Origin of the sequence: Phreatobacter sp. AB_2022a (assembly GCF_026847585.1) — a bacterium.
Taxonomy (GTDB): Bacteria; Pseudomonadota; Alphaproteobacteria; order Rhizobiales; family Phreatobacteraceae; genus Phreatobacter.
Map to the genome: position 1 here is coordinate 92,063 of NZ_JAPSET010000007.1, position 21,905 is coordinate 113,967.

The window sequence follows — 21,905 nt, forward strand, 5'->3', positions numbered from 1 at the left end:
ATGTCATTCCAGGCGCTGGGGCAGGTGGTCTTCTTCCGCCAGATCCGAGAAACGTGTCACATTGGCATCGAACTGCAAGGTCACCGTGCCGGTCGGGCCGTGACGCTGCTTGCCGATGATCACCTCGGCCTTGCCGTGCAGCCGGGCCATCTCGTCGCGCCACTTGATATGTTCCTCGGTGCCGGGCTTCGGCTCGCGGCTCTGCAGATAATATTCCTCGCGGAACACGAACAACACGGCGTCGGCGTCCTGCTCGATCGATCCGGATTCGCGCAGGTCGGCCAGCTGCGGGCGCTTGTCGTCGCGCGATTCCACCTGGCGCGACAGCTGCGACAGCGCCAGAACCGGCACGTTCAGCTCCTTGGCGAGCGCCTTCAGGCCGGTGGTGATCTCGGTCAGCTCCTGCACGCGGTTCTGGTTGTTCTTGCCGGAGCCGGACAGGAGCTGCAGGTAGTCGACGACCAGGAAGTCGAGGCCACGCTGGCGCTTGAGCCGCCGCGCGCGGGCGGTGAGCTGGGAGATCGACAGGCCGCCGGTGTCGTCGATGTAGAAGGGCGTCTGCTGGATTTCGCGGGCAGCTTCGCTCAGCCGGTAGAACTCTTCCTCGTGAATGTCGCCGCGGCGGATCTTGTAGGACGAGATCTGGGCCTGTTCAGCGACGATACGGGTGGCGAGCTGGTCGGCGCTCATTTCGAGCGAGAAGAAGCCGACAATGCCGCCATTGGTCGTCTTGTGGTTGCCGTCCGCCTCCACCTCGAAGCGGTAGGCCTTGGCAATGTTGAACGCGATATTGGTGGCGAGCGAGGTCTTGCCCATGGCGGGACGGCCGGCCAGCACGACGAGGTCGGAGGGCTGCATGCCGCCGAGCGTCTTGTCGAGGTCGCGCAGGCCGGTGGAGATGCCCGACAGCTTGCCGTCGCGCTGATAGGCTTGGCCCGCCATGTCCATGGCGCGGGCGATCGCGTCGGTGAAGCGCTGGAAGCCGCCATCGTAGCGGCCGGTCTCGGCGAGGGTGAACAGGCTGCGCTCGGCATCCTCGATCTGTTCGCGCGGCGGCAGGTCGACCGGCGCGTCATAGGCGACGTTGACCATCGTCTCGCCGATCTGGATCAGGTCGCGGCGAATCGCGAGGTCGTAGATCGACCGGCCATAGTCCTCCGAATTGATGATGGTGGTGGCTTCGCCGGCGAGGCGGCCGAGATATTGAGTCGGGGTCAGGCCGCCGATATCGAGGCTCGGGTCGAGAAACGTCTTGACCGTGATCGGGGTCGCCAGCTTGCCGCTGCGCACGAGCGAGGCGATCGTCTCGTAGATCTTCTGGTGCAGCGGGTCATAGAAGTGCTTGGCGTTGAGGAAGTCGGCGACCCGGTAGAAGGCCTCGTTGTTGACCAGAATCGCGCCGAGCAGCGCCTGTTCGGCCTCCATATTGTGCGGGGCCTGCCGAATCGCCGATTCGGTCTCGCCAACGGGTCTCAAGGCGGGCAGGGCGGACATCACGTTTCGTCTTAACCGTCGGTTCGCGGAGCGGGGTTCCGTCTCTAGCAGGCTTCACCGAGGTCCCGCTCGGCCTTTTCCAGGCCGCCCCGCATCCGGTCCCAGTGTCCCCGATTCTCACAGGCGCGGAAAGCGAGGCCGGCGTCGGGCGCTTCCTCGGTTGACAGGTCCGGCCGCCGGCAAGCCACGCATGACGCAAGTCCTTGGGACGAAATCGCGGCGGTGCCCATAGATGTCGTCGTGAAATCGTCCTTTTACCAGCTGCGGAAACCTCGCGTTAACCGTGTCGTGCCATCCCTTGGGCATCCGCAAAAGCGGTTACTCATTCGTGAAGGGGCGCTCCCATGTTCAAGCGTGTTGCATTACCCATGGTCGCCCTGGCGGCCTTAGCATCGCAAGGCGCGAAGGCGGCCGATCTCGGCGGTCCTGCGCTGCGCGGCTCCGAAGTCATCGCCGCCGCGCCGGTCTATGCCGACCAGTGGAGCGGCTTCTATATCGGCGGCCAGGTCGGCCTGCAGTCGATCCGCAATTCCGGCTCGCACAGCGACCGGACCAACGGGCCGCGCCCGGACGGCAACGGCACGCTGCACTATGCCTTCGACTACGACTATAGTGGCGCGCGCGTCACCTATGGTCTGCATCTCGGCTACCAGCGGCTGTTCAACCAGATCCTGTTCGGCATCGAGGCCGACTTCGAGGGGCCGATGGGGCAGATCCAGTCGCCCTGGTACAATTCCGACTCGGCTTTCGGCGTCGACAACCAGTACCAGCAGCGGCTGACGTCGCAGTGGCAGGGCTCCGTGCGCGGCCGTCTCGGCTGGGTGCATCAGAGCACGCTGTTCTATCTGACCGGCGGCTTCGCCTTCGCAAGCTTCAAGGCCTGCACGGTCCTGAACGACTGCCAGGGCTTCAACGGCCACATCGTCAAGTATACCTCGACCCGGACGGGCTGGACGATCGGCGCCGGTATCGAGCACAAGTTCTCGTACAACTGGTCGGCGCGGCTCGAATACCGCTACACCAATTACGGCTCGCGCTCCTGCTTCGCCGATGCGAGCTGCTCGATCAATCCGAACTCCTCCGACATCAACAACCGCATCGAGAGCCATGCGGTCCGCGTCGGCGTGAGCTATCTCTTCGGCGCGCCGCCGGTCGCGGTCGAGCCGATCGTCGCTCGCTACTGAGCGGCGCTGCGGAGCAGGGCGCGCCCGCGCCCGCGCGCTTCTGCCAACAGAAAACGCCCGGCCTCGCAGGAGGCCGGGCGTTTTCTGTTGCTGCCGATATGGGGGCCCGGCCGCCACGGCGGCCGGGCCCCGGATCCATGATCCGGGCCGGATCAGGCGGCCGGCTGGCCGGCCTCGTCGCCGTCCTGGAAGTCTTCCGGATTGAAGGTCTCGAAGGTCGGTTCCTCGGCGCGCTGGGTCAGGTCCTCGCCCTGGATCTGACGCTCGGCTTCGCCGGCCGAACGGGCGACGTTGACCGTGACATGGGCGTCGACTTCCGGGTGCAGGGCGATCGTGACCCTGTGCAGGCCGATCGTCTTGATCGGCGTGTCGAGCTGGATCATCGCGCGCTGCACGGTGACGCCGTCGGCGGTGATGACTTCGGCGAGGTCACGGGCCGACACCGAGCCGTAGAGCTGGCCGGTCTCGCCCGCCTGGCGGATGATGGTGTAGGTGGCGCCGTCGAGCTGGCCGGCAACGGCCTCGGCTTCGCGCTTCAGCTCGAGATTGTGCGCCTCGAGCTGCACCTTCATGGTCTCGAACTTCTTGCGGTTGGCTTCGGTCGCGCGCAGCGCCTTGCCCTGGGTCAGGAGGTAGTTGCGGGCATAGCCCGGCTTCACGCTCACGACCTCGCCCATCTGGCCGAGCTTGGCGACGCGCTGGAGCAGAATCACGTCCATGGTCATTCTCCTTGTTTGTTCAGTTGCATGTCATGGGTTGGAGGGGGCCGAGGGCGGCGCGCGGCGCTTGTCCCTCAGATCGAAAAGCACGTCGGCAAGGCCCGCCAGAGCGACGAAGATCATCGGCCAGACGACGATGTAGCTGATGGCATAGAGCAGGCCGAGCGCCAGCGTCCTGGCCGGCCATCCGCGGCTCAGGTCATGGACCAGGGCAAAGCCCGCCAGCGCGAAGACGGCGAGCCCGACGGCCACGACGATGACGCCGATATGGCCGATGGCGCCGGGCGCGAAGGAGGCAAGGCAGCCGGCCAGCAGGGCGATCGCCGTCCAGCGCGGCAGGCGCAACGAGGGCAGGTCCGGCCATGGCCGGGGCAGCCGGCCCGAGGCGCGCACGATGCGGCCGGCGATGAACAGGTTGAGCGTCGTGACGAAGGTCCAGACGATTGCCGCCGCCACCGGCGCGGCGGTGGTCATGAAGGTGACGAGTGTTGCCCGCGTCTCGTCGTCGACCGAGGTCATCCGGCGCAGCGACAGATCGATCGCGGCGCGTAGCGAGGCCTGGTAGGCGGCAAAATCGAAACCGAACAGGACCGCGACACCGAACAGGGTCAGGGCGACGGCGCCCGCGCCGATGACGGAGAGCAGCGCGCCGGGGGAAAACCAGGCGAAGCCCTCCGGGTCCTCGGCCGTCGGCCGCGGCTGGCCGGACAGGGCGAGATAGGACAGGAGCCAGGCCGGCAGGCCGATCCAGAAGAAGAAGAACAGGCCGAACTGCGAGCGCAGCGCAAGCGACAGAGCGAGGGCCCCGACCGCCGCGGCGAAGCCGCCGGCATAGTGGCCCCAGCCGAGGCCGGCGATGAGCATGGGGAGCGCCGCGAAATAGAACAGGACGACAGCCAGCGGGTTCCCGGTCGCGAGTGTCGCGAACAGGAGGGCGGACGCCAGTCCGGCGCCGAAGGCAATGGCGAGGGTCGGTCCCATCGTCAGCTGTCCCGCTCGGTTCCGAGGGTTAGGGGGCCTCGCCCCAACTTCAGCCGCGCGCTTCGTGAAGGCCCGGCCGACGATTCAGAAAAGATCTACGGTCTTGGCTTGCGCCGGTGGGGCGCCCGAAGGCGTCCCGCCGGCAAATCTTGGTACCTGCGCGCGATTACTTGATCACGTAGGGCAGGAGGCCGAGGAAGCGGGCGCGCTTGATCGCCTGGGCGAGTTCGCGCTGCTTCTTGGCCGACACCGCGGTGATGCGGGACGGCACGATCTTGCCGCGCTCGGAAATGTAGCGCTGCAGCAGGCGCACGTCCTTGTAGTCGATGACCGGCGCATTCGGGCCCGAGAACGGGCAGGTCTTGCGACGGCGGAAGAACGGGCGGCGAGCGCCGCCGGAAGAAGCCGAGCTCATGATCACTCCTCCGTCGCGGCGGTTTCGCCGGCTTCGACATCGCTGCCGTCACGGTCGCGGAAACGGCGGCCACCGCCGCCACCGCTGCGGTCACCGCCGCCGAACCCGCGGCCGCCGCCGCCGAAGCCGCGGTCACCGAAACCACGCTCGCCGCGGTCGTCGCGATCACGCTTCTGCAGCATGGCGGACGGGCCGTCCTCGAGGGTTTCGACACGCACGGTCATGAAGCGCAGGATGTCTTCGTTGATCGACATCTGGCGCTCCATCTCCGCGATCGCAGCGTGCGGCGCGTCGATGTTCATCAGCGTGTAGTGAGCCTTGCGGTTCTTGCGGATGCGGAAGGCGATCGACTTGAGGCCCCAGGACTCGGTCTTGGGGACCGAGCCGCCATGGGCCTCGACGACCTCCTTGTACTGCGCGGCAAGCGCTTCGGCCTGCTGCGAGGTCACGTCCTGGCGGGCCAGGAATACATGTTCATAGAGAGGCATAAGGCCTGTCTCCTGGTTCGAAACGACGCTTCCCCGGCGCGAAGCCCCTCGAGCCCTGGACAGGCCCGACAGAATTCTCGAAGGCGGAGACACCGGACGACGGGGCCCTCGGAAAAGGGCGACCTGCAGACAAAACTGCCGTCCGTTCAGCCACCGGCCGACCGAAGCGAAGGCGGCCTTATACGCCAAAATGGCTGAGGTTCAAGGCCAAACCGCTTAAGCCGCGTGGTTTTCGCGCCGCCACGCCGGAAACGGATCGGCAAGGCCGGCATGTGCGGCGGGGTCGAAGCGGCTTGCGGCGGCCGAGCCGACGAGGCAGCCGTCGAGGCTTGCCCGCATGGCCGCCTCGTCGAGGCCGGCACCGATAAAGACCAGTTCCTGCCGCCGGTCACCATAGACCGGATGCCAGTGACGCGCGATCATCGCGCGCCATTCGGGATGATCCGGCCATTGCGTGCGCGGCACCGCCGCCCACCACGAGCCGAGCGCGGAGGTCCGGCATATGGCGCCGGCGATGGAGAGCTCGCCGCACCAGTCCGGGCGCGTCGCCAGCCAGAAATGCCCCTTGGCGCGGATCAGACCCGGCCAGCTCGCCTTCAGGAAGGCATCGAAGCGCAACGGGTCGAACGGGCGGGCGGCCCGATAGACGAAGGAGGAGATGCCGTACTCCTCGGTTTCGGGCACGTGGCCCGCAAAGCCGTAGAGCTCCTTGGCCCAGAGCGGGTGGGTTTCCGCGCGCTCCCGGTCGAACCGGCCCGTGTCGAGGATCTCGGCAAGCGCCACGCGGCCGAAATCGGCGGGCACGATACGGGCCTCGGGATTGAGCGCCCTGACAATCGTCTCCACCTTGGTCCGTTCGGCAACGCCGGCGGACGAAACTTTGTTGACGACCACGACGTCGGCGAACTCGATCTGGTCGGTGATCAGGTCGGCGAGGGTCCGTTCGTCGGTGTCATCGGCCGTTTCGCCGCGATCGGCCAGCCGGTCGTGGCCGCCGAAGTCGCGCAGCAGATTGGCGGCGTCGACGACGGTCACCATGCAGTCGAGCCGGGCCACGTCGTCCAGGGCTTCGCCGTTCTCGGCGCGGAACGAGAAGGTGGCCGCGATCGGCAGCGGCTCGGCGATTCCCGTGCCTTCGATGACCAGATGGTCGTAGCGCCCGCTCTCGGCGAGCCGCCGGACCTCGACGAGCAGGTCGTCGCGCAGTGTGCAGCAGATGCAGCCATTGGTCAGTTCGACCAGCTTTTCATCCGTGCGCGAAATGTCCGTACCGCCACGGACCAGGTCGGCATCGATGTTCACCTCCGACATGTCGTTGACGATGACGGCGATGCGGCGGCCTGCACGGTTGTTCAGAATATGATTGAGCAATGTGGTCTTACCCGCTCCAAGAAATCCCGAAAGGACGGTCACGGGCAGGCGGGTGTCGGTCGCGGCTGGTGGCACGGCTCTCTCCGGTTGATATGTTATAGTATAACATACACGAGAAGGCGGGCATCCCGCAAGAGAGCGGCGAAGTGCTTGTCGGATCGGTGGGTTTTCCAACGCGGAGGCCGACTGCTTGCTTGACTCTTGCGCGACCCGATGCGAGTCCGCCGCCACTTCGATGCGGCTCGCGAGGGGTTCATGACCGTTGCTTTCACCTTTCCGGGGCAGGGCAGCCAGGCCGTTGGCATGGGCAAGGCTCTCGCCGAAACCTTCCCGGCCGCGCGCGCGGTGTTCGCGGAAGTCGACGACGCGCTCGGCGAAAAGCTGTCGGCGGTTGTTTTCGAAGGTCCGCTCGAGACGCTGACGCTGACCGAGAACGCCCAGCCGGCGCTGATGGCGGTATCGCTCGCGGTGACCCGGGTTCTGGAGGCCGAGGCCGGCCTGAACCTGGCAAGGGACGTCGCCTATGTCGCCGGACATTCGCTTGGGGAATATTCGGCGCTCGCGGCTGCGGGCAGCTTCTCGATCGGCGATGCCGCGCGGCTCCTGCGCATTCGTGGCAAGGCGATGCAGGCGGCGACGCCGGTCGGGATGGGGGCCATGGCCGCGATCCTCGGCCTCGATTTCGACGCGGTGGTCGAGGTCGCGGCCGAAGCGGCCGGGGCCGAGGTCTGCCAGGCCGCCAACGACAATGGCGGCGGCCAGGTGGTTATTTCCGGCCACAAGGCCGCGGTGGAGCGGGCCTGTGAACTCGCCAAGGCGCGCGGCGCCAAACGGGCCATTCCGCTGCCGGTCTCCGCGCCCTTCCATTGCGCGCTGATGCAGCCGGCGGCCGACGCTATGGCCGAAGCGCTCACCCGCGTGCCGGCCAAGGCGCCGGCGGTGCCGGTCGTCGCCAACGTGCTGGCGCAGCCGATCACCGATCCCGCCGAAATCACCCGGCGGCTGGTCGAGCAGGTCACCGGCACGGTGCGCTGGCGCGAATGCGTCGCGACCATGGCCGGCCTCGGGGTCACCAGCTTCTACGAGATCGGCGCGGGCAAGGTGCTGTCCGGCCTCGTCAGGCGCATCGCCGACGGAGCGACCGGCACGGCCATCGGCACGCCGGACGATATCGCCGCGTACAAAGCCTCCCGCTGAGACAGGAAGGGGATCGTCATGTTCGACCTGACCGGCAAGACCGCTCTCGTGACCGGCGCCACCGGCGGCATTGGCGGCGCGGTCGCCAAGGCGCTGCACGCGCGTGGCGCGACGCTCGCCGTTTCCGGCACGCGCCGCGACAAGCTGGAGGCCTTCGCTGCCGAACTCGGCGGGCGCTGCCATGTGCTGCCGACCAACCTGTCCTCCTTGGAAGAGGTCGAGGCGCTGGTGCCGGCCGCTGAAAAAGCCATGGGCGGGCTCGACATTCTTGTGAACAACGCCGGCATCACCCGCGACAACCTGTTCATCCGGATGAAGGATGAGGAATGGGACCAGGTCATCGCCGTCAACCTGACCGCCAGCTTCCGGCTGGCGCGGGCTGCGACCAAGCTGATGATGCGCAAGCGCTGGGGCCGGATCATCTCGATCACTTCGGTGGTCGGCGTGACGGGCAATCCCGGTCAGGGCAATTATGCCGCCTCGAAGGCGGGCATGATCGGCATGTCGAAGGCGCTTGCCGCGGAGGTCGCGAGCCGCAACGTGACGGTCAACTGCGTCGCGCCGGGATTCATCGAAACCGCCATGACGGACGTGCTGAACGACAAGCAGAAGGAGACCATCCTGACGCGCGTTCCGGCGGGCCGGCTCGGCAAGGCCGAGGAAATCGCGGCCGCCGTTGTCTATCTCGCCTCCGAAGAAGCTGCCTATGTGACTGGCCAGACGCTGCACGTCAACGGCGGCATGGCTATGATATAATTACGTATTTTGGCTGTTCGGGGTCGCGCTGGCCAAACCTTCGGGCCTATGTTAGAGAGCCAGACGGTTCGGCAGGGGGCCTTGCCCGACAGGATCCGGATTCACGGCGGAGCGGCCCGCCACCACCAAACTTGAATGCCGCACACCGCGTCCCATCGTGGGCGGTGCCTTATCGTCGGATGGAACGAGGATAAACTGATGAGCGATATCGCTGACCGCGTTAAGAAGATCGTCGTGGAGCAGCTCGGTGTGGACGCCGAGAAAGTGGTGCCGACCGCCAGCTTCATCGACGACCTGGGCGCCGACAGCCTCGATACCGTCGAGCTGGTCATGGCGTTCGAGGAGGAGTTCGGCGTGGAGATCCCCGACGACGCGGCCGAGACCATTCTCACCGTCGGCGACGCGGTGAAGTTCCTCGAGAAGGCCGCCAGCGCCTGATCTTGCCGGGCGGCTGACTGCAAGACGACGACCGACGATGGGCCGGGGAGCGCGGAGCGCCTCCGGCCTTTCGTTCAAGAGCGAGCAATGCGGTTTCGGTCGGCGCTTCGATCCGGCGGCTTGCCGGACAAGCGCTTCGACATTGGAACGATGCTCGATATCAATGGGTTATGATGATTCCCCGATCCTGGAATCCGTGCCGGAGCGACGGTGGCCGGCAAGCGAGCTTCAAGGGTTGTGGAGACCGGGACGTTGAACGGGTGAAACGATGATGCGGCGGGTTGTGGTGACGGGCATGGGTGTCGTCTCTCCGCTTGGATGCGGGGCCGAGACGACCTGGCAGAGGCTCGTCCGGGGTGACAATGCCGCGCGTCGGATCGAGCATTTCGACGTGTCCGACATCGCCGCCAAGATCGCCTGCATGATCCCGCGCGGCGACGGCAGCGATGCAACCTTCAATCCCGACGCCTGGATGGAGCCGAAGGAACAGCGCAAGGTCGACGACTTCATCATCTTCGCGATGGCCGCCGCCACCCAGGCACTGGACGATGCCGGCTGGCATCCGAAGACGCACGAGGAGCAGATCTCGACGGGCGTGCTGATCGGCTCCGGCATCGGCGGCATCGATGGCATCGCCGAAGCGTCCCTCATCCTCAAGGAAAAGGGCCCGCGGCGGATTTCGCCCTTCTTCATTCCCGGTCGGCTGATCAACCTTGCCGGCGGCTACGTCTCGATCCAGCACGGACTCAAGGGGCCGAATCATGCCGTGGTCACGGCCTGCTCGACCGGCGCCCACGCCATCGGCGACGCCGCGCGCCTCGTCGCCTTCGGCGATGCCGAAGTGATGGTGGCCGGCGGCACCGAATCGCCGGTCAGCCGCCTGTCGCTCGCCGGTTTTGCCGCCTGCCGCGCGCTGTGCACCGCCTTCAACGACGAGCCGACCAAGGCCTCGCGTCCCTATGACCGCGATCGCGACGGTTTCGTCATGGGCGAGGGCGCCGGCGTCGTCGTGCTCGAATCCTATGAGCACGCCAAGGCGAGGGGCGCCAGGATCTATGCCGAGGTGATCGGTTACGGACTGTCCGGCGATGCCCACCACATCACCGCCCCGGCCGAGGATGGCGACGGCGCCTATCGCTGCATGCAGGCCGCGATCAAGCGCGCCGGCATCGCGGCCAGCGACATCGACTACATCAACGCCCACGGCACCTCGACCATGGCCGACGGCATCGAGCTCGCGGCCGTGGAGCGCGTCGTCGGCAATGCCGCCTCCAAGGTTTCGATGTCCTCCACCAAGTCCTCGATCGGCCATCTGCTCGGCGCGGCCGGCGCGGTGGAGGCGATCTTCTCGATCCTCGCCATCCGCGACCAGGTCGCGCCGCCGACGCTCAATCTCGACAATCCCTCGGTCGAGACGGTGATGGATCTCGTGCCGCATCAGGCGCGCAAGCGGCCGATCGAGACGGTGCTGTCCAATTCGTTCGGCTTCGGCGGGACCAATGCCTCGCTGATCTTCCGCGCGGCGGCCTGACCAAATTGTCGCGCTGGAGCCGGGCGCGGTTTGCCCGCCGGCAAAATCGGGTAGACTTGGCCGCGTCCGATGGCGGCCGAATCCCGTGCGGTGCGTCGCCGGCGGCGGCCGCCGGGCAGGTCACCTGCCTTTCGCCACATTCGCTTCGCATCAGTTGCGCCAAGATGTGACAGCGTCGATTCAGAGCTAGCGTGATGAACGATTCCCCCGGGCTCGGTCCGGTCCAGAACGGTTCCCGTCCAGCGATCAAGTCGCCGCGCGCGGCGCTTGAGCCGGAGGCGCCGCCGCCGGCGCCGCCGGCCTCGCGCCATGTGCGCAACCAGTGGGTCGTTCTCGGCAACCTGATCCTGACGATCGCCCTCGTCGTCCTGGTCGGCGGGCTCGTCGGCTTCTCTTATGCGCGTCACGCCTTCGTGTCGCCCGGGCCGCTCGAGCAGGATCGTGCCGTGTTCATCCCGCGCGGTTCCACCTCCGACCAGATCGGCGATACGCTGGAGCGCAACGGCGTCATCTCGTCCTCGCTGCTGTTCGTCGGCGCGGTGCAGCTCTATGGCGCGCGCGGCGACCTGAAATGGGGCGAATATCTCTTTCCCAAGCGCGTCTCGATGGCCGAGGCCATGGCCATCATCATCGAGGGCAAGGCGATCGAATACCGGATCACCATTCCCGAAGGGCTGACCTCGGAACAGATCGTCGGTCGGCTGCGCGACAATGACATTCTGGTCGGCGATATCGCGCGCATCCCGCGCGAGGGTTCGCTGATGCCCGATACCTACAAGTTCACGCGCGGCACCAGCCGGCAGCAGATCATCGACCAGATGGCGGCGCTGCAGGCGCGGGCGGTGCAGACCATCTGGGCGCGGCGCCAGCAGGACCTGCCGATTCGCTCGATCGAGGAGATGGTCATCCTGGCCTCGATCGTCGAGAAGGAGACCGGCCGTGCCGACGAGCGGCCGCGGGTCGCCGGCGTTTTCGTGAATCGCCTCAACCGGCGCATGCGCCTGCAGTCCGACCCGACCATCGTCTACGGCCTCGTCGGCGGCCGCGGCACGCTCGGGCGCGGCATCCAGCAGGCCGAGATCCAGCGGCTGACGCCGTACAATACCTACCAGATCGATGGCCTGCCGCCGACGCCCATCGCCAATCCCGGCCGGGCGGCCATGGAGGCGGTGGTCAACCCCGTGCGCAGCCGCGACATCTACTTCGTCGCCGACGGTACCGGCGGCCATGTCTTTGCCGAGACGCTGGAACAGCACAATCGCAACGTCGCCAACTGGCGGCGGATCGAACGCGAGCGCGGTCAGCCCGACCAGGTCCGGGACCGGCCGATCGCCGACCCGGCGGCGGCGACCGCCACGCCGGGCGCGGCCAGCCCGGCCACCACGCCCCGCTGACCGGCAATATTGCCGGGCGGATCCCCAGTTTGACGCCCGTCGCCGCTTGACCTGCGGCGGGCCAAGGCCTTAGCCCCTGATGGACGTGCGCTGCCCCAGGTGATCCGCCGGGGCGCGCCAGGCGTTTTCGAGGGGATCTCATGGCTCTATCGAGCATGACGGGATTTGCCCGGGCCGACGGTGTCGTCGGTTCGGCAGCGTGGGCTTGGGAGATCAAGTCGGTCAATTCCAAGGGCCTCGACGTCAAGCTTCGGCTGCCGCCGGGCCTCGATGCGGCGGAGCAGGCGATACGCCAGAAGATCGCCGGCCATGTCACGCGCGGCAGCCTGTTCGCCAACCTCTCGGTGAAGCGCGAGGCGGCGGCCAGCGAGGTCAGGATCAACGAGACCGTGCTTGCCCAGGTGCTGGAAGCCGTACGGCTGATCACGGAGCGGCTCGACGTGCGGGCGCCGGCGGTCGACGGCATTCTCGGCATTCGCGGTGTCGTCGACGTGGTCGAACCCGAGGAGACGGAGGAGGAGCGCATGGCGCTCCAGACGGCCGTCCTGGCCGGTCTCGACAAGGCATTGGCCGATCTCGTCGCCATGCGCCGGGCCGAAGGTGCGGCGCTTGGCGCCGTGCTCAACGAGCGGCTTGCCGAAATCGCCGCGCTGAAGCAGCAGGCCGAGTCCAATCCGGCCCGCCGTCCGGAAGCGATCAAGGCGCGGCTGGCCGAGCAGATCGCGGCCGTCATGGACACCGGCAAGGCTTTCGACCCCGACCGGCTCCATCAGGAAGCCCTGCTGCTCGCCAGCAAGGTCGACATTCGCGAGGAACTCGACCGGCTGGACGCCCATGTCGCCGCCGCGGCGAAGCTGATGGGGACCGGCGGTCCGGTCGGGCGCAAGCTCGACTTCCTTGCGCAGGAATTCAATCGCGAAACCAATACGCTCTGCTCGAAGGCGAACGACGTCTCGCTGACCGCCATCGGCCTCGAGCTGAAGGCGGTGGTCGAGCAGTTCCGCGAGCAGGTGCAGAATCTGGAGTGACGGCCATGACGGAAGCGGGCCACCCGACGGCCGATACCCTGACCGCCCGCCGCGGCCTGATGCTGGTCCTGACCTCGCCGTCGGGCGCTGGCAAGTCGACGCTGACACGCGAGCTTCTGAAGACCGAAACCGATATTGCGCTTTCGGTCTCGGTGACGACGCGCCCGCGCCGGCCGGACGAGATCGACCACGTCCACTATCATTTCATCGACAAGAACCGGTTCGCGCAGATGCGTGAAGCGGGTGAGCTCCTGGAATGGGCCGAGGTGCACGGCAATTTCTACGGCACGCCGCGCAAGGCCGTGGAGGACGCGCTGTCCGCCGGCAAGGACGTGCTGTTCGACATCGATGTCGCCGGCGTCAGGCAATTGTCCGAACTGGTCCGCGAGGACATGGCGACCGTGTTCCTGCTGCCCCCCTCGGTCGCCGAGCAGATTTCGCGGCTGAAGCGGCGGGCAAGCGACGAGGACAAGGTGATTTTGCGCCGCCTGACCACGGCCCGGGAGGAGATCGCCCATTGGCGCGACTTCGACTACATCCTGGTCAATGACGACCTCGAACAGGCCTTTTCCGGCCTGCGTGCCATTCTCGCCGCCGAGCGGCTGAAGCAGAGCCGCCGGCCCAAGATCGAGGCGCTGGTGGCGGCGCTCGACAGGGATCTCGAGACTGTCCTGACGGCTGGCGAGCTCGGCGTGCTGGGCCGCAAGGGCTGATTGGGGGAGGCACTCCCATCGTCATGCCCGGGGCGGCGCGTCGCGGCGGCCGGTATCGTGTCCTAGGCCGCGACGAGGCGGGCAAGGGCGCAGAAATCGGCAATCGACAGCGTTTCGGCCCGCGCGGTCGGGGCGAGACCGGCTGCGGCAATGAGTTCCGCCGCGTCGCGGCCGAGGCCTTTCAGGCTTTGCCGGATCATCTTGCGGCGCTGGCCGAAGGCGGCGGCGGTGACCCGTTCGAGGGCCTTGAGGCTCGCCGGCAGTGGTTCCGCCCGCGGCACGAGATGGACGACGGAAGAGGTCACCTTGGGGGGCGGCACGAAGGCGCCCGCGCCGACGTCGAAGGCGATCTTGGCTTCGGTGCGCCAGCCCGCGAGCACGCCGAGCCGGCCATAGGCATCGCTGCCGGGGGGCGCGACGATCCGCTGGGCGACTTCCTTCTGGAACATCAGCGTCAGCGATTGGAACCAGGGCGGCCAGGGCTCGACCGACAGCCAGCCCGTCAGCAGCGGTGTGGCGACGTTGTAGGGCAGGTTGGCGACGATCCGCGCCGGACCGTCGCCGAGATGCGGCCGGATGTCGGTGGCGAGGGCATCCCCCTCGATCACCGTCAGGCGGCCGGGATAGCGCGCGGCGATCTCGGCGAGCGCCGGCAGGCAGCGCTGGTCCCGCTCGATGGCGACCACGCGCGCCGCGCCGCCGGCGAGCAGGGCACGGGTCAGGCCGCCCGGGCCGGGCCCGACCTCGACCACGGTGACGCCGTCGAGCGGCCCCGAGGCGCGGGCGATGCGGCTCGTCAGGTTGAGATCGAAAAGGAAGTTCTGCCCCAGAGTCTTCTTGGGCGCGAGCCCGTGGCGGGCAATGACCTCGCGCAGCGGCGGCAGGTCGTCGATGGCGCTCATGAGGAGACCGCGGCCGCAACCGGTCCGGCGGCAGCCTTCGGGGCGGTCAGGCGGCCGGCGAGGGCAATGGCATGGATCAGGCTCGACGGCCGGGCCAGGCCGGTGCCGGCGAGCGAAAAGGCGGTGCCGTGGTCGGGCGAGGTGCGCAGGAACGGCAGGCCGAGCGTGACGTTCACGCCTTCGTCGAAGGCGAGCGTCTTGACCGGCACGAGCACCTGGTCGTGATACATGCCGAGCACGACGTCATAGGCCTTGCGCGCCTCGGGATGGAACAGCGTGTCGGCCGGGTGAGGGCCGCTGGCATGGATGCCGATGCGGTTCAGCTCGGCCACCGCCGGCGCCACGATATCGGCGTCCTCGGACCCGATCAGGCCATTTTCGCCGGCATGGGGATTGAGCCCGCAAACCGCGAGCCGCGGTGCGTCGATGCCGAATTTCAGCCGCAGGTCATGGGCGACCACCGCGCCGGTCTCGACGATCAGATTGCGTGTCAGCCGGTCTGCAACGTCGGCCAGCGGCATGTGGATCGTCACCGGCACGACCGCCAGTGCCTCGCTCCAGATCATCATGACCGGGCGCACCGGGCCGACGCGGAACGGGCGCGACAGCTCGCCCAGGAATTCGGTGTGGCCGGGATGGCTGAAGCCGGCCGCCGCCAGCACGGACTTGGCGATCGGATTGGTGACGATGGCGCGTGCGCGCTGTGAGCGGATATGGTCGACGCCCGTCCGGATCGCCTCGATCACCAGGGCGGCCGTGTCGGCGCGCGGCACGCCGGGCCGGTCATCGGCGCGGCCTTCCAGTGCGACGACCGGCAGGCCATAGGCAAAGGTGTCGATCGCTTCTTCCGGCAGCACCTCCACGATGGGCACGCCGAGGCCGAGCCGCGCGGCGCGCGCCTCCATCAAGCCGGGATCGCCAAGGACGTAGAACGGCGGCAAGGCATGATCGGCGCGATCGCGCCAGGCCATCAGGGCAATATCGGGGCCGATCCCGGCCGGTTCCCCCATCGTGACGGCAAGAGGCAGCATGACGAACCCGGAAGCTCACGTCTCGTCCGGCAGCGGCGACGGACGGCTCGCTGCCGGGAGGAACAGGAAGGCGGCGCAGGGACATGGCGGCAGGCCGGTGCCCGTGCGGGACGCATCCGATCTCTATAGCCGCCCCTGCGTGAACGTCGAACTAAAAACGACGCACGGAATCAAGCTCTTGCCACGAGCACCTGACGTAGAAGGCGTTGCGGCGCGCCTCCCGCCGGCGGAGCATCAGTGGCCGGTCCGGCCGGGGCCCGCGCCATTGTGATAGGTGATGACGGCCGTCCGCCGCAGGCGCGCAAGGTAGTCGCGGGCGATGCGCTGCATCTCGGTGGTGGTCATCTCCTCGCGCACCTGGTTGCGCGCCGCGGTGTCGTCGGCTCGCACTTCGTTCTTCGAGCAAATGGCGATCAGCTCGATGCCCTGCTGCGAGCGGCTCGGCGGGGTCAGCTTGCCGGCCGGCGTCTGGTCGAGCACGCGGCGGAATTCGGGGCTGAGGTCGGTGCTGAGGCGGCGGACCTGGTCGCGCACCGCGGCATCGGGAATGCGGTTCACCTGCTCGAGATCTGTGGCGCAGCTGTTGAACCGGCCGCGCAGGGCATTGGCCTCGGCGAGGCGGCGCTGGACCACGGCGGGGGCGGCCGTCGCCGGCACCAGGAGAACGATCGAGCGGAAATTATATTCCATCGGCTTGTCGGCGCTGGCGCGCCGCCGCGCCAGACCATCGGCAAGCTGGGTATCGGTGACGAAGATGGTGCGGCCGTAGCGCGCCGCGACGATGTTCGACCAGGACAGGTCGGCGCGCAGCTTGCCCTTGTAGACGCGCGGCTCGATGCCCTGGGAGCGCAGAACCTGGTCGAAGCCGCGCGGATCGATGCCCGAACGCTGGGCGACCTGGGCATAGGCCGCATTGACCTGCGCCTCCGTCGCCTCCACGCGGAAGCGGCGTGCCTCGGCGAATTTGATGCGGTCGTTGATCAGGTCCTCGAGCGCCTGCTGCGCCGTGACCGAGCGATGCTCACGCAACTGCAGCAGGCGCTGGCGCTGCGGAATGTCGAAGCTGGTGATCGGCACGCCACTCACCGTCACCAGCACCCGGCCTTCCTGAGCGGCGGCGGGCGAGGGGGCAAGGGCGAAACCGGCGCTGAGACCGGTGGCGAGCGCGAGGCTGAGCAGAGGACGCATCGGGCCCATGACTGGTCTTCCTTCAAGAGGCGATGAGGGAGGGGCGAACGCCCTCCCTCGCGCAAGACGGTGGCGCAATCAGGGCGAGCCGATCATTGCGCCGGCGGGTTGAACCAGTTCGACACGTTCTGCGAGATCGTGAAATCACCGATCGTGCGCACGTTGAAGCGGAACATGAAGCGGTGCACGTCGCGCGTTTCGAGCGCTCCCGCATTGGTCAGGAAGGCGGCGGCGAAATCACGTGCGTAGAAGAAGCCGAACTGCATGGACTCGTCGAGATAGTTCACGCCGAGCGTCAGGCCCTCCACCTTGTTCCGCTCGGTGAGCGGCGTCGAATTGGTGTAGGAGGCGAGCACGTTCTGCCGTTCGAAGGCGAAGCGGGCGGCCGCATAGACCGTCCAGTTCTCCGCGACCGTATAGGACAGCGCGGCGCCAATGCTGCTGCGCGGTACCTGGTAGCCGAGCAGAGGCTGGGCCGCGAGATAGGCATAGGTGCCGGTCAGGGCGAAATTGCCGAACCGCCCGGTCGCCTCCAGTTCGCCGCGCTGCACCGCGAGGGTCCGCTCGTCGAACCGGCCGCTCGCACGGAACCGGAAATCGCGGTTCATCTGGTAGGTGATGCTGCCGACATAGTCGGAGCGCGGCTTGTCGAGCCCGGAATTGGCGCCCGTGCCGGCAATGTCGTAAACGCCGACGGGAATGCCGGTATAGGCGCCAGACGTGCCGTAGAGCGGATTGCCGGGAATGTCCGGCGCGCCGAAGGCGAACGAATTCAGGCCGAAAATGCTGACCGATTGGCCGAACAGCACGTTGACGAACGAGCCGTTGATGAAGCGGTGCGTGATGTTGAGGCCATAATTGACCCGGCCGCCGCCCTCGATCCGGTCCCAGCCGGAGAACTTGTTGGTCGAGAACAGGCTGGAATCGTCGAAGACCAGGCTCTGCGAATCCTCGTTGGGCAGGCGGCCGATCAGCGTTTCGCTCGGCCGCACGATGACCTGGACGATCGGTTCGATCGTGGTGGTGCCGAACTGGTTCGCCGAGATGAACGGGTAGCGATAGGTCATGCCGACCATCGGCATGAAGCGCGTCTGGGTCTGGCCACTGCCGGCGACGAGATTGTTGAACGAGCCGAGCACCTGGCCGCCGTCGCGCAACTGGTAGGCGGCGACGTCGCCGCGCACCGACATGAAGGGTTCCCAGACCTGGCCGAGTGCGTCGATGATGCGCCGCCGCCAGGCGACTTCCAGCGAGGCGCGCGTATAGGTGCCGTCGATGCCGTTGACCAGGCAGTTCGACGGCAGCAGCATGTTGGCCCCCGCCTTCGGCAGGGCCGAGAAGCAGGTGATCGGCGTCAGCGGGTCCCGGATCGACAGATCCGCCGCTTCGCGCGTCAGGCTCGTGACATTGGTGCGCCAGGAGAACTCGCCACCGAACACGCCCTGATCGAGCACGCGGAAATAGTCGAGCACCGGATGGGTGGTCGGCAGCACCTTGTTGTCGACGTCGACGGCGGTGATGCCGACATAACGCGTCGCGGACAGATCGAACCAGCTGCGTTCGCCCTGGCCGCGCAGCCAGACACGCGAATTGGCCTCGGTCTGGTTCGGCAGCGCCAGCGAGTAGTCGCGCAGGAACGCGGTGTCCGACATCAGGTTCAGGTCCCAGCCGAACGACCAGCGTTCGGTCAGGCGGAACGAGCCCGAGGTCGAAATGAAGCCGCGGAAGTTGCGGTTGCCGACTTCCGGCGTGCCGTCGGCATAGCTGAAGACGCCCGGCTGCTGCTGAAAGATGCCGGCGCCGCGGATGATATAGCCGCCGCTTTCGAAGCCGTGCCGCCATTCGGCCAGCGGCATGAAGCCCTGGCGCTGGTAGTAGCGCGGCGAGAACAGCAGGTCGTAGTTCGGTGCGATGTTCCAGAAATAGGGGATCTCGATGCCCGGGCCGGTGCGGCTCGAACCGCCGATATTGGGCATCAGGAAGCCGGTCGCCTTGCGCACCGACGGGTCGGGCGAGGACATGTAGGGAATATAGGCGATCGGCATTCCGAACAGCTCGACGCGGCTGTCGTGGAAATAGATGGTGCGCTCCGACTCCCGGTGGATCAGCCGTTTCGACTTGATCTGCCAGCTCGGCGGACGCGACCGGTCGTCGCGGCAGACGTCGCAGGCCGTGTAGGTGGCCCGCTCGAAGGTGGTGACGTCACCGCCCTCGCGCGTGACATTGGCCGCGCCGATATAGCGCCGGTCGGGCGTCTCGATGTTCAGCGAGCGGACGAAGCCGTCGCGGAAGTCCTGGTCGAGCTCCAGGTCCTGGGCATGGGCGATGATGCCCGACGGTTCGGTGATGCGGACATTGCCGGTTGCCCGCATGCGGTTGGTGCGCCGATCGTAGCTGACCTGATCGGCTTCGATCGTCCGGCCGTCATAATAGATCTGCACCCGGCCGCGCGCCGAGACGCGGTCGGTCCGCTCGTCATAGACGAGCTGGTTGGCATTCACCTGCATCTGCGCGTTGCGCGACGTCTGGGTGAAGGTCGGGGCCGGCGAGGGCAGCGCGGCGCCGACCGTGTTGCTGCCGGAAGCGGTGGCGGTGGAGCCGGCCGAATAGTTCGAGCCGTCGACACGGGTCGGATCCGGCACGACGAAACGCTGTTCGGCTGGGCTCTGTTCCTGGGCACGCAGAGGCGCACACCCGCCCCAGGCGACGATAAGCGCGAGCACGCTCACCGACACATGAATGGCGGATCGGGCGATTCGGGTCGACACGACAGGACGTTGGCTGGGTGCGTGACGCATCAGCCATCCTCCTGCTTCAAAAGTACCATAAAACCCATTAACGCACCGATGAATGCAGGCGACCACGCCGCGAGCACGGGAGGCACCAGATTGGACCGCCCGAGATTGCCAGCGAGTTCGGAGCCCACGTAAAGCAAAAATCCGGCGACCACGCCACCAAGAATCGTACGGCCGAGGCCGCCGAGGCGCGCGAACCGCAAGGACGCTGCGGCAGCCACCAGCACCATGGCCACCAGAAGCAGGGGGCGGGCCAGCAGAAGTTGATACTGGAGCTCGAATCTGGCGCTCGGCAGGCCCGACTTGCGCGCGAGGTCGATGAACTGTGGAAGCTCCCAGAACGACACCTGCTCCGGCATCACGAAGGCCTGCCGGACCTGCTCGGCGCTGAGCTGCGTCGGCAGGCGATAGGTGTCGTGGTTGTTCGGCTCGGCGTTGACGGGGGTGATCCGGACCTTGTGCAGCAGCCAGTAGCCGTCGTTGAGGTCGGCTGCCTCGGCATCGATCCGGCGCTGGAAATGATTGTCGGAGCCGTAGACGAGCGCGGTGACGCCGGCGAGGCGCCGGCCTCGATCGCTCGCCGAGGCTGCATTGATCACGACCTGGCCGCTGTCGGTCGCCTGGCGCAACCAGAAGTCGTTGCGCGAATCCGAGCCGTAGGCGCGACCGAACAGCCGGGATTCCAGCTGCAGGCCGCGCTCGCGGAAGTCGGAGGCGACCGGGTTGTATATGGTCGCCGCGGCCACGCCGATCAGCGCCGCGACCACCAGCGCCGGCGCGAGAAACTGCCAGGCCGAGAGGCCGGCGGCGCGCGCCACCACCAGTTCGAGTTTGCGCGACAGGCCGAGGAAGCAGAGCATCGCGCCGATCAGCACGGCGAAGGGCAGCACCACCTCGATGAAGGCCGGCACCCGGTAGAGCGCCAGGAGTGCGACGAGCTGGGTCGGAGCGCGGCTTGAATCCTCGACGCGCCGCAATTGCTCGACGAAATCGACGATCAGCACGAGGCCGAACGTGCCGAAGAACGTGCCGGTGACCGCGCCGGTGAACTTGCGCGTCATATAGGCGGCGAAGGTCCGGCCGATCATGCCTGGCCCCCGGACGCGAAATGTTTGGCGAAACGTTCCGAGATGCGGTCGGAGAGGTCGCTGAGGCGATTGCTGAGCGCGACGGGCACGCGCGGCGTGAACCAGCCGAGCGCCATGGCGCCGAACACGACGATGGCGATCAGCGGCACGGCATAGACGAGGGGCACGGCGCTCGCCCGCGTCGCGGCCATGCCGGAAACGGCAAAGCCGACGCCACGCACCGCCGCCATGGCGGTGATTGCGCCGGCGATCGCCGCGCCACGGCTCTGGCGCGTCGTGCGAGCATGTCCCAGCATGGCGAACGCAATGCACATCATGGCCAGTGGGTAGAGCGGCGCGCTGAACCGGTCGTGCAGCTCTTGACGGAACCGCCCCTGCCAGCGCTCGAACATCGGGTCGGCAGGATTGGGATTGATCAGTTCCCAGGTGTAGCGTTCCGAAGGTCTATAAATGGTTTCGGCGGCCTGGGTCAGCTGCGACAGGTCGAAGGCGTAGCGATCGAACACCACGATGGAGGTCGAGCCGTCCTTGACCTCACGCCGCTGCAGGTTGCCGTTCTCCAGAACGAAGAAGGTGCCCTGGGGCTGCTCGCTGATGACGCCACGCTCGGCCACATAGGTCATCTGGAGCGCCGGATCGCGGCTGTCGGAGACGACGATGCCGAGCAGGACGCCGCCGGGGGCGCGGTCGCGGATGTGGAAGGTGAGGCCGCGGTCGGCCTGGGTGAACTGGCCGGGCCGGACGATGGCGGTGAGCAGGTTGGCCTGCGCCTGCGTCAGCAACTGCCGGAAATAGCGGATCGAGGAGGGGGTGACGTAGAGCGCCAGCGCCGCCACCGCGACGGACACCGCGACCGTCAGGATGAGGAAGGGACGCATCAGCCGCGGCGGGGACACGCCGGCGGCCGCCATGACGATCAGCTCGGAATCGCCGTTCAGCTTGTTCAGCGTCTGCAGGATCGCCATGAACAGCGAGATCGGCGCGATCAGCGTCACCAGCACGGGAATGCCGAGGCTGGTCATCAGGAAGAACAGCGCGATCGTCTGGCCGCTGTTGGTGACGAGGTCGAGCTGGCGCAGAACCTGGGTGATCCACACCACCAGCGTCAGGATGAAGGTGCCACCGAGGAAGGCGACCGCAGCCTGCCGGAAAATATAGCGCTCGAGGGATCCCATTTCCGGCCCATGCTCGC

At 67.2% G+C, this 21,905-nt stretch carries 20 protein-coding genes; 8 read left to right on the forward strand and 12 right to left on the reverse strand.

What is annotated here, in order from left to right; translation table 11 throughout:
• Nucleotides 1-3: 3 nt before the first annotated feature.
• The gene (locus OZ671_RS07310; RefSeq protein ID WP_268860132.1) at nt 4-1,494 is read right to left on the reverse strand and encodes a replicative DNA helicase; all 1,491 of its coding nucleotides are present in this window, start codon (nt 1,492-1,494) and stop codon (nt 4-6) included.
• A gap of 344 nt (nt 1,495-1,838) precedes the next feature.
• Between OZ671_RS07310 and OZ671_RS07315 the strand changes: the two genes are divergently transcribed.
• Nucleotides 1,839-2,678 carry an outer membrane protein gene (locus OZ671_RS07315; protein ID WP_268860133.1) on the forward strand — a complete coding sequence of 280 codons (840 nt, stop codon included), beginning with the start codon at nt 1,839-1,841 and terminating at the stop codon, nt 2,676-2,678.
• Between the two features lie 152 nt (nt 2,679-2,830).
• Here OZ671_RS07315 and rplI read toward each other — a convergent pair whose 3' ends face one another.
• From rplI to OZ671_RS07340, 5 genes are all read right to left on the reverse strand, one after another.
• A complete protein-coding gene (gene rplI / locus OZ671_RS07320) occupies nt 2,831-3,397 on the reverse strand; it encodes a 50S ribosomal protein L9 (RefSeq protein WP_268860134.1) in 567 nt (188 codons plus the stop codon).
• Between the two features lie 30 nt (nt 3,398-3,427).
• Complete coding sequence (locus OZ671_RS07325; protein WP_268860135.1) at nt 3,428-4,378, reverse strand: DUF2232 domain-containing protein; 951 nt, start codon at nt 4,376-4,378, stop codon at nt 3,428-3,430.
• A 166-nt stretch (nt 4,379-4,544) separates the two neighbouring features.
• A complete protein-coding gene (gene rpsR / locus OZ671_RS07330) occupies nt 4,545-4,793 on the reverse strand; it encodes a 30S ribosomal protein S18 (RefSeq protein WP_038313921.1) in 249 nt (82 codons plus the stop codon).
• Nucleotides 4,794-4,795: 2 nt separating this feature from the next.
• On the reverse strand, nt 4,796-5,281 hold the full coding sequence (gene rpsF / locus OZ671_RS07335) for a 30S ribosomal protein S6 (RefSeq protein ID WP_038313920.1): 486 nt from the start codon (nt 5,279-5,281) through the stop codon (nt 4,796-4,798).
• A gap of 216 nt (nt 5,282-5,497) precedes the next feature.
• The gene (locus OZ671_RS07340; RefSeq protein ID WP_268860190.1) at nt 5,498-6,727 is read right to left on the reverse strand and encodes a GTP-binding protein; all 1,230 of its coding nucleotides are present in this window, start codon (nt 6,725-6,727) and stop codon (nt 5,498-5,500) included.
• 180 nt (nt 6,728-6,907) lie between these two features.
• Here OZ671_RS07340 and fabD point away from each other — a divergent pair, with 180 nt between their 5' ends.
• From fabD to gmk, 7 genes are all read left to right on the forward strand, one after another.
• On the forward strand, nt 6,908-7,849 hold the full coding sequence (gene fabD / locus OZ671_RS07345) for an ACP S-malonyltransferase (RefSeq protein WP_268860136.1): 942 nt from the start codon (nt 6,908-6,910) through the stop codon (nt 7,847-7,849).
• An 18-nt stretch (nt 7,850-7,867) separates the two neighbouring features.
• Nucleotides 7,868-8,605: a 3-oxoacyl-[acyl-carrier-protein] reductase gene (gene fabG, locus OZ671_RS07350; protein WP_268860137.1), complete on the forward strand. Its 738-nt coding sequence runs from the start codon at nt 7,868-7,870 to the stop codon at nt 8,603-8,605.
• Nucleotides 8,606-8,803: 198 nt separating this feature from the next.
• Nucleotides 8,804-9,043, forward strand: coding sequence for an acyl carrier protein (locus tag OZ671_RS07355; protein WP_038313915.1), 240 nt, complete (start codon nt 8,804-8,806; stop codon nt 9,041-9,043).
• Nucleotides 9,044-9,314: 271 nt separating this feature from the next.
• Nucleotides 9,315-10,574: a beta-ketoacyl-ACP synthase II gene (fabF, locus tag OZ671_RS07360; protein WP_268860191.1), complete on the forward strand. Its 1,260-nt coding sequence runs from the start codon at nt 9,315-9,317 to the stop codon at nt 10,572-10,574.
• A gap of 194 nt (nt 10,575-10,768) precedes the next feature.
• On the forward strand, nt 10,769-11,968 hold the full coding sequence (mltG, locus tag OZ671_RS07365; protein ID WP_268860138.1) for an endolytic transglycosylase MltG: 1,200 nt from the start codon (nt 10,769-10,771) through the stop codon (nt 11,966-11,968).
• A gap of 140 nt (nt 11,969-12,108) precedes the next feature.
• Complete coding sequence (locus OZ671_RS07370; protein WP_268860139.1) at nt 12,109-12,996, forward strand: YicC/YloC family endoribonuclease; 888 nt, start codon at nt 12,109-12,111, stop codon at nt 12,994-12,996.
• A gap of 5 nt (nt 12,997-13,001) precedes the next feature.
• Nucleotides 13,002-13,709 carry a guanylate kinase gene (gene gmk, locus OZ671_RS07375; RefSeq protein WP_268860140.1) on the forward strand — a complete coding sequence of 236 codons (708 nt, stop codon included), beginning with the start codon at nt 13,002-13,004 and terminating at the stop codon, nt 13,707-13,709.
• Nucleotides 13,710-13,771: 62 nt separating this feature from the next.
• Here gmk and rsmA read toward each other — a convergent pair whose 3' ends face one another.
• From rsmA to lptF, 6 genes are all read right to left on the reverse strand, one after another.
• The gene (rsmA, locus tag OZ671_RS07380; protein WP_268860141.1) at nt 13,772-14,611 is read right to left on the reverse strand and encodes a 16S rRNA (adenine(1518)-N(6)/adenine(1519)-N(6))-dimethyltransferase RsmA; all 840 of its coding nucleotides are present in this window, start codon (nt 14,609-14,611) and stop codon (nt 13,772-13,774) included.
• Complete coding sequence (pdxA, locus tag OZ671_RS07385; RefSeq protein WP_268860142.1) at nt 14,608-15,642, reverse strand: 4-hydroxythreonine-4-phosphate dehydrogenase PdxA; 1,035 nt, start codon at nt 15,640-15,642, stop codon at nt 14,608-14,610. Before pdxA ends, rsmA begins: the two co-directional genes overlap by 4 nt.
• Before the next feature lie 234 nt (nt 15,643-15,876).
• Nucleotides 15,877-16,839, reverse strand: coding sequence for a peptidylprolyl isomerase (locus tag OZ671_RS07390; RefSeq protein WP_268860143.1), 963 nt, complete (start codon nt 16,837-16,839; stop codon nt 15,877-15,879).
• 83 nt (nt 16,840-16,922) lie between these two features.
• Nucleotides 16,923-19,628, reverse strand: coding sequence for an LPS-assembly protein LptD (locus OZ671_RS07395; protein WP_268860144.1), 2,706 nt, complete (start codon nt 19,626-19,628; stop codon nt 16,923-16,925).
• Complete coding sequence (gene lptG, locus OZ671_RS07400) at nt 19,628-20,713, reverse strand: LPS export ABC transporter permease LptG (RefSeq protein ID WP_103168397.1); 1,086 nt, start codon at nt 20,711-20,713, stop codon at nt 19,628-19,630. Before lptG ends, OZ671_RS07395 begins: the two co-directional genes overlap by 1 nt.
• Entirely contained in the window at nt 20,710-21,888 is a 1,179-nt protein-coding gene (gene lptF, locus OZ671_RS07405; protein ID WP_268860145.1) for an LPS export ABC transporter permease LptF, read from the reverse strand. Before lptF ends, lptG begins: the two co-directional genes overlap by 4 nt.
• Between the last annotated feature and the right edge of the window lie 17 nt (nt 21,889-21,905).

Excerpts from the sequence above, each read along its gene's own strand:
- OZ671_RS07310 (WP_268860132.1), bottom strand. The coding sequence starts at position 1,494 with ATGTCCGCCCTGCCCGCCTTGAGACCCGTTGGCGAGACCGAATCGGCG.
- OZ671_RS07315 (WP_268860133.1), top strand. The coding sequence starts at position 1,839 with ATGTTCAAGCGTGTTGCATTACCCATGGTCGCCCTGGCGGCCTTAGCA.
- rplI (WP_268860134.1), bottom strand. The coding sequence starts at position 3,397 with ATGGACGTGATTCTGCTCCAGCGCGTCGCCAAGCTCGGCCAGATGGGC.
- OZ671_RS07325 (WP_268860135.1), bottom strand. The coding sequence starts at position 4,378 with ATGGGACCGACCCTCGCCATTGCCTTCGGCGCCGGACTGGCGTCCGCC.
- rpsR (WP_038313921.1), bottom strand. The coding sequence starts at position 4,793 with ATGAGCTCGGCTTCTTCCGGCGGCGCTCGCCGCCCGTTCTTCCGCCGT.
- rpsF (WP_038313920.1), bottom strand. The coding sequence starts at position 5,281 with ATGCCTCTCTATGAACATGTATTCCTGGCCCGCCAGGACGTGACCTCG.
- fabD (WP_268860136.1), top strand. The coding sequence starts at position 6,908 with ATGACCGTTGCTTTCACCTTTCCGGGGCAGGGCAGCCAGGCCGTTGGC.
- fabG (WP_268860137.1), top strand. The coding sequence starts at position 7,868 with ATGTTCGACCTGACCGGCAAGACCGCTCTCGTGACCGGCGCCACCGGC.
- OZ671_RS07355 (WP_038313915.1), top strand. The coding sequence starts at position 8,804 with ATGAGCGATATCGCTGACCGCGTTAAGAAGATCGTCGTGGAGCAGCTC.
- fabF (WP_268860191.1), top strand. The coding sequence starts at position 9,315 with ATGCGGCGGGTTGTGGTGACGGGCATGGGTGTCGTCTCTCCGCTTGGA.
- mltG (WP_268860138.1), top strand. The coding sequence starts at position 10,769 with ATGAACGATTCCCCCGGGCTCGGTCCGGTCCAGAACGGTTCCCGTCCA.
- OZ671_RS07370 (WP_268860139.1), top strand. The coding sequence starts at position 12,109 with ATGGCTCTATCGAGCATGACGGGATTTGCCCGGGCCGACGGTGTCGTC.
- gmk (WP_268860140.1), top strand. The coding sequence starts at position 13,002 with ATGACGGAAGCGGGCCACCCGACGGCCGATACCCTGACCGCCCGCCGC.
- rsmA (WP_268860141.1), bottom strand. The coding sequence starts at position 14,611 with ATGAGCGCCATCGACGACCTGCCGCCGCTGCGCGAGGTCATTGCCCGC.
- pdxA (WP_268860142.1), bottom strand. The coding sequence starts at position 15,642 with ATGCTGCCTCTTGCCGTCACGATGGGGGAACCGGCCGGGATCGGCCCC.
- OZ671_RS07390 (WP_268860143.1), bottom strand. The coding sequence starts at position 16,839 with ATGGGCCCGATGCGTCCTCTGCTCAGCCTCGCGCTCGCCACCGGTCTC.
- OZ671_RS07395 (WP_268860144.1), bottom strand. The coding sequence starts at position 19,628 with ATGCGTCACGCACCCAGCCAACGTCCTGTCGTGTCGACCCGAATCGCC.
- lptG (WP_103168397.1), bottom strand. The coding sequence starts at position 20,713 with ATGATCGGCCGGACCTTCGCCGCCTATATGACGCGCAAGTTCACCGGC.
- lptF (WP_268860145.1), bottom strand. The coding sequence starts at position 21,888 with ATGGGATCCCTCGAGCGCTATATTTTCCGGCAGGCTGCGGTCGCCTTC.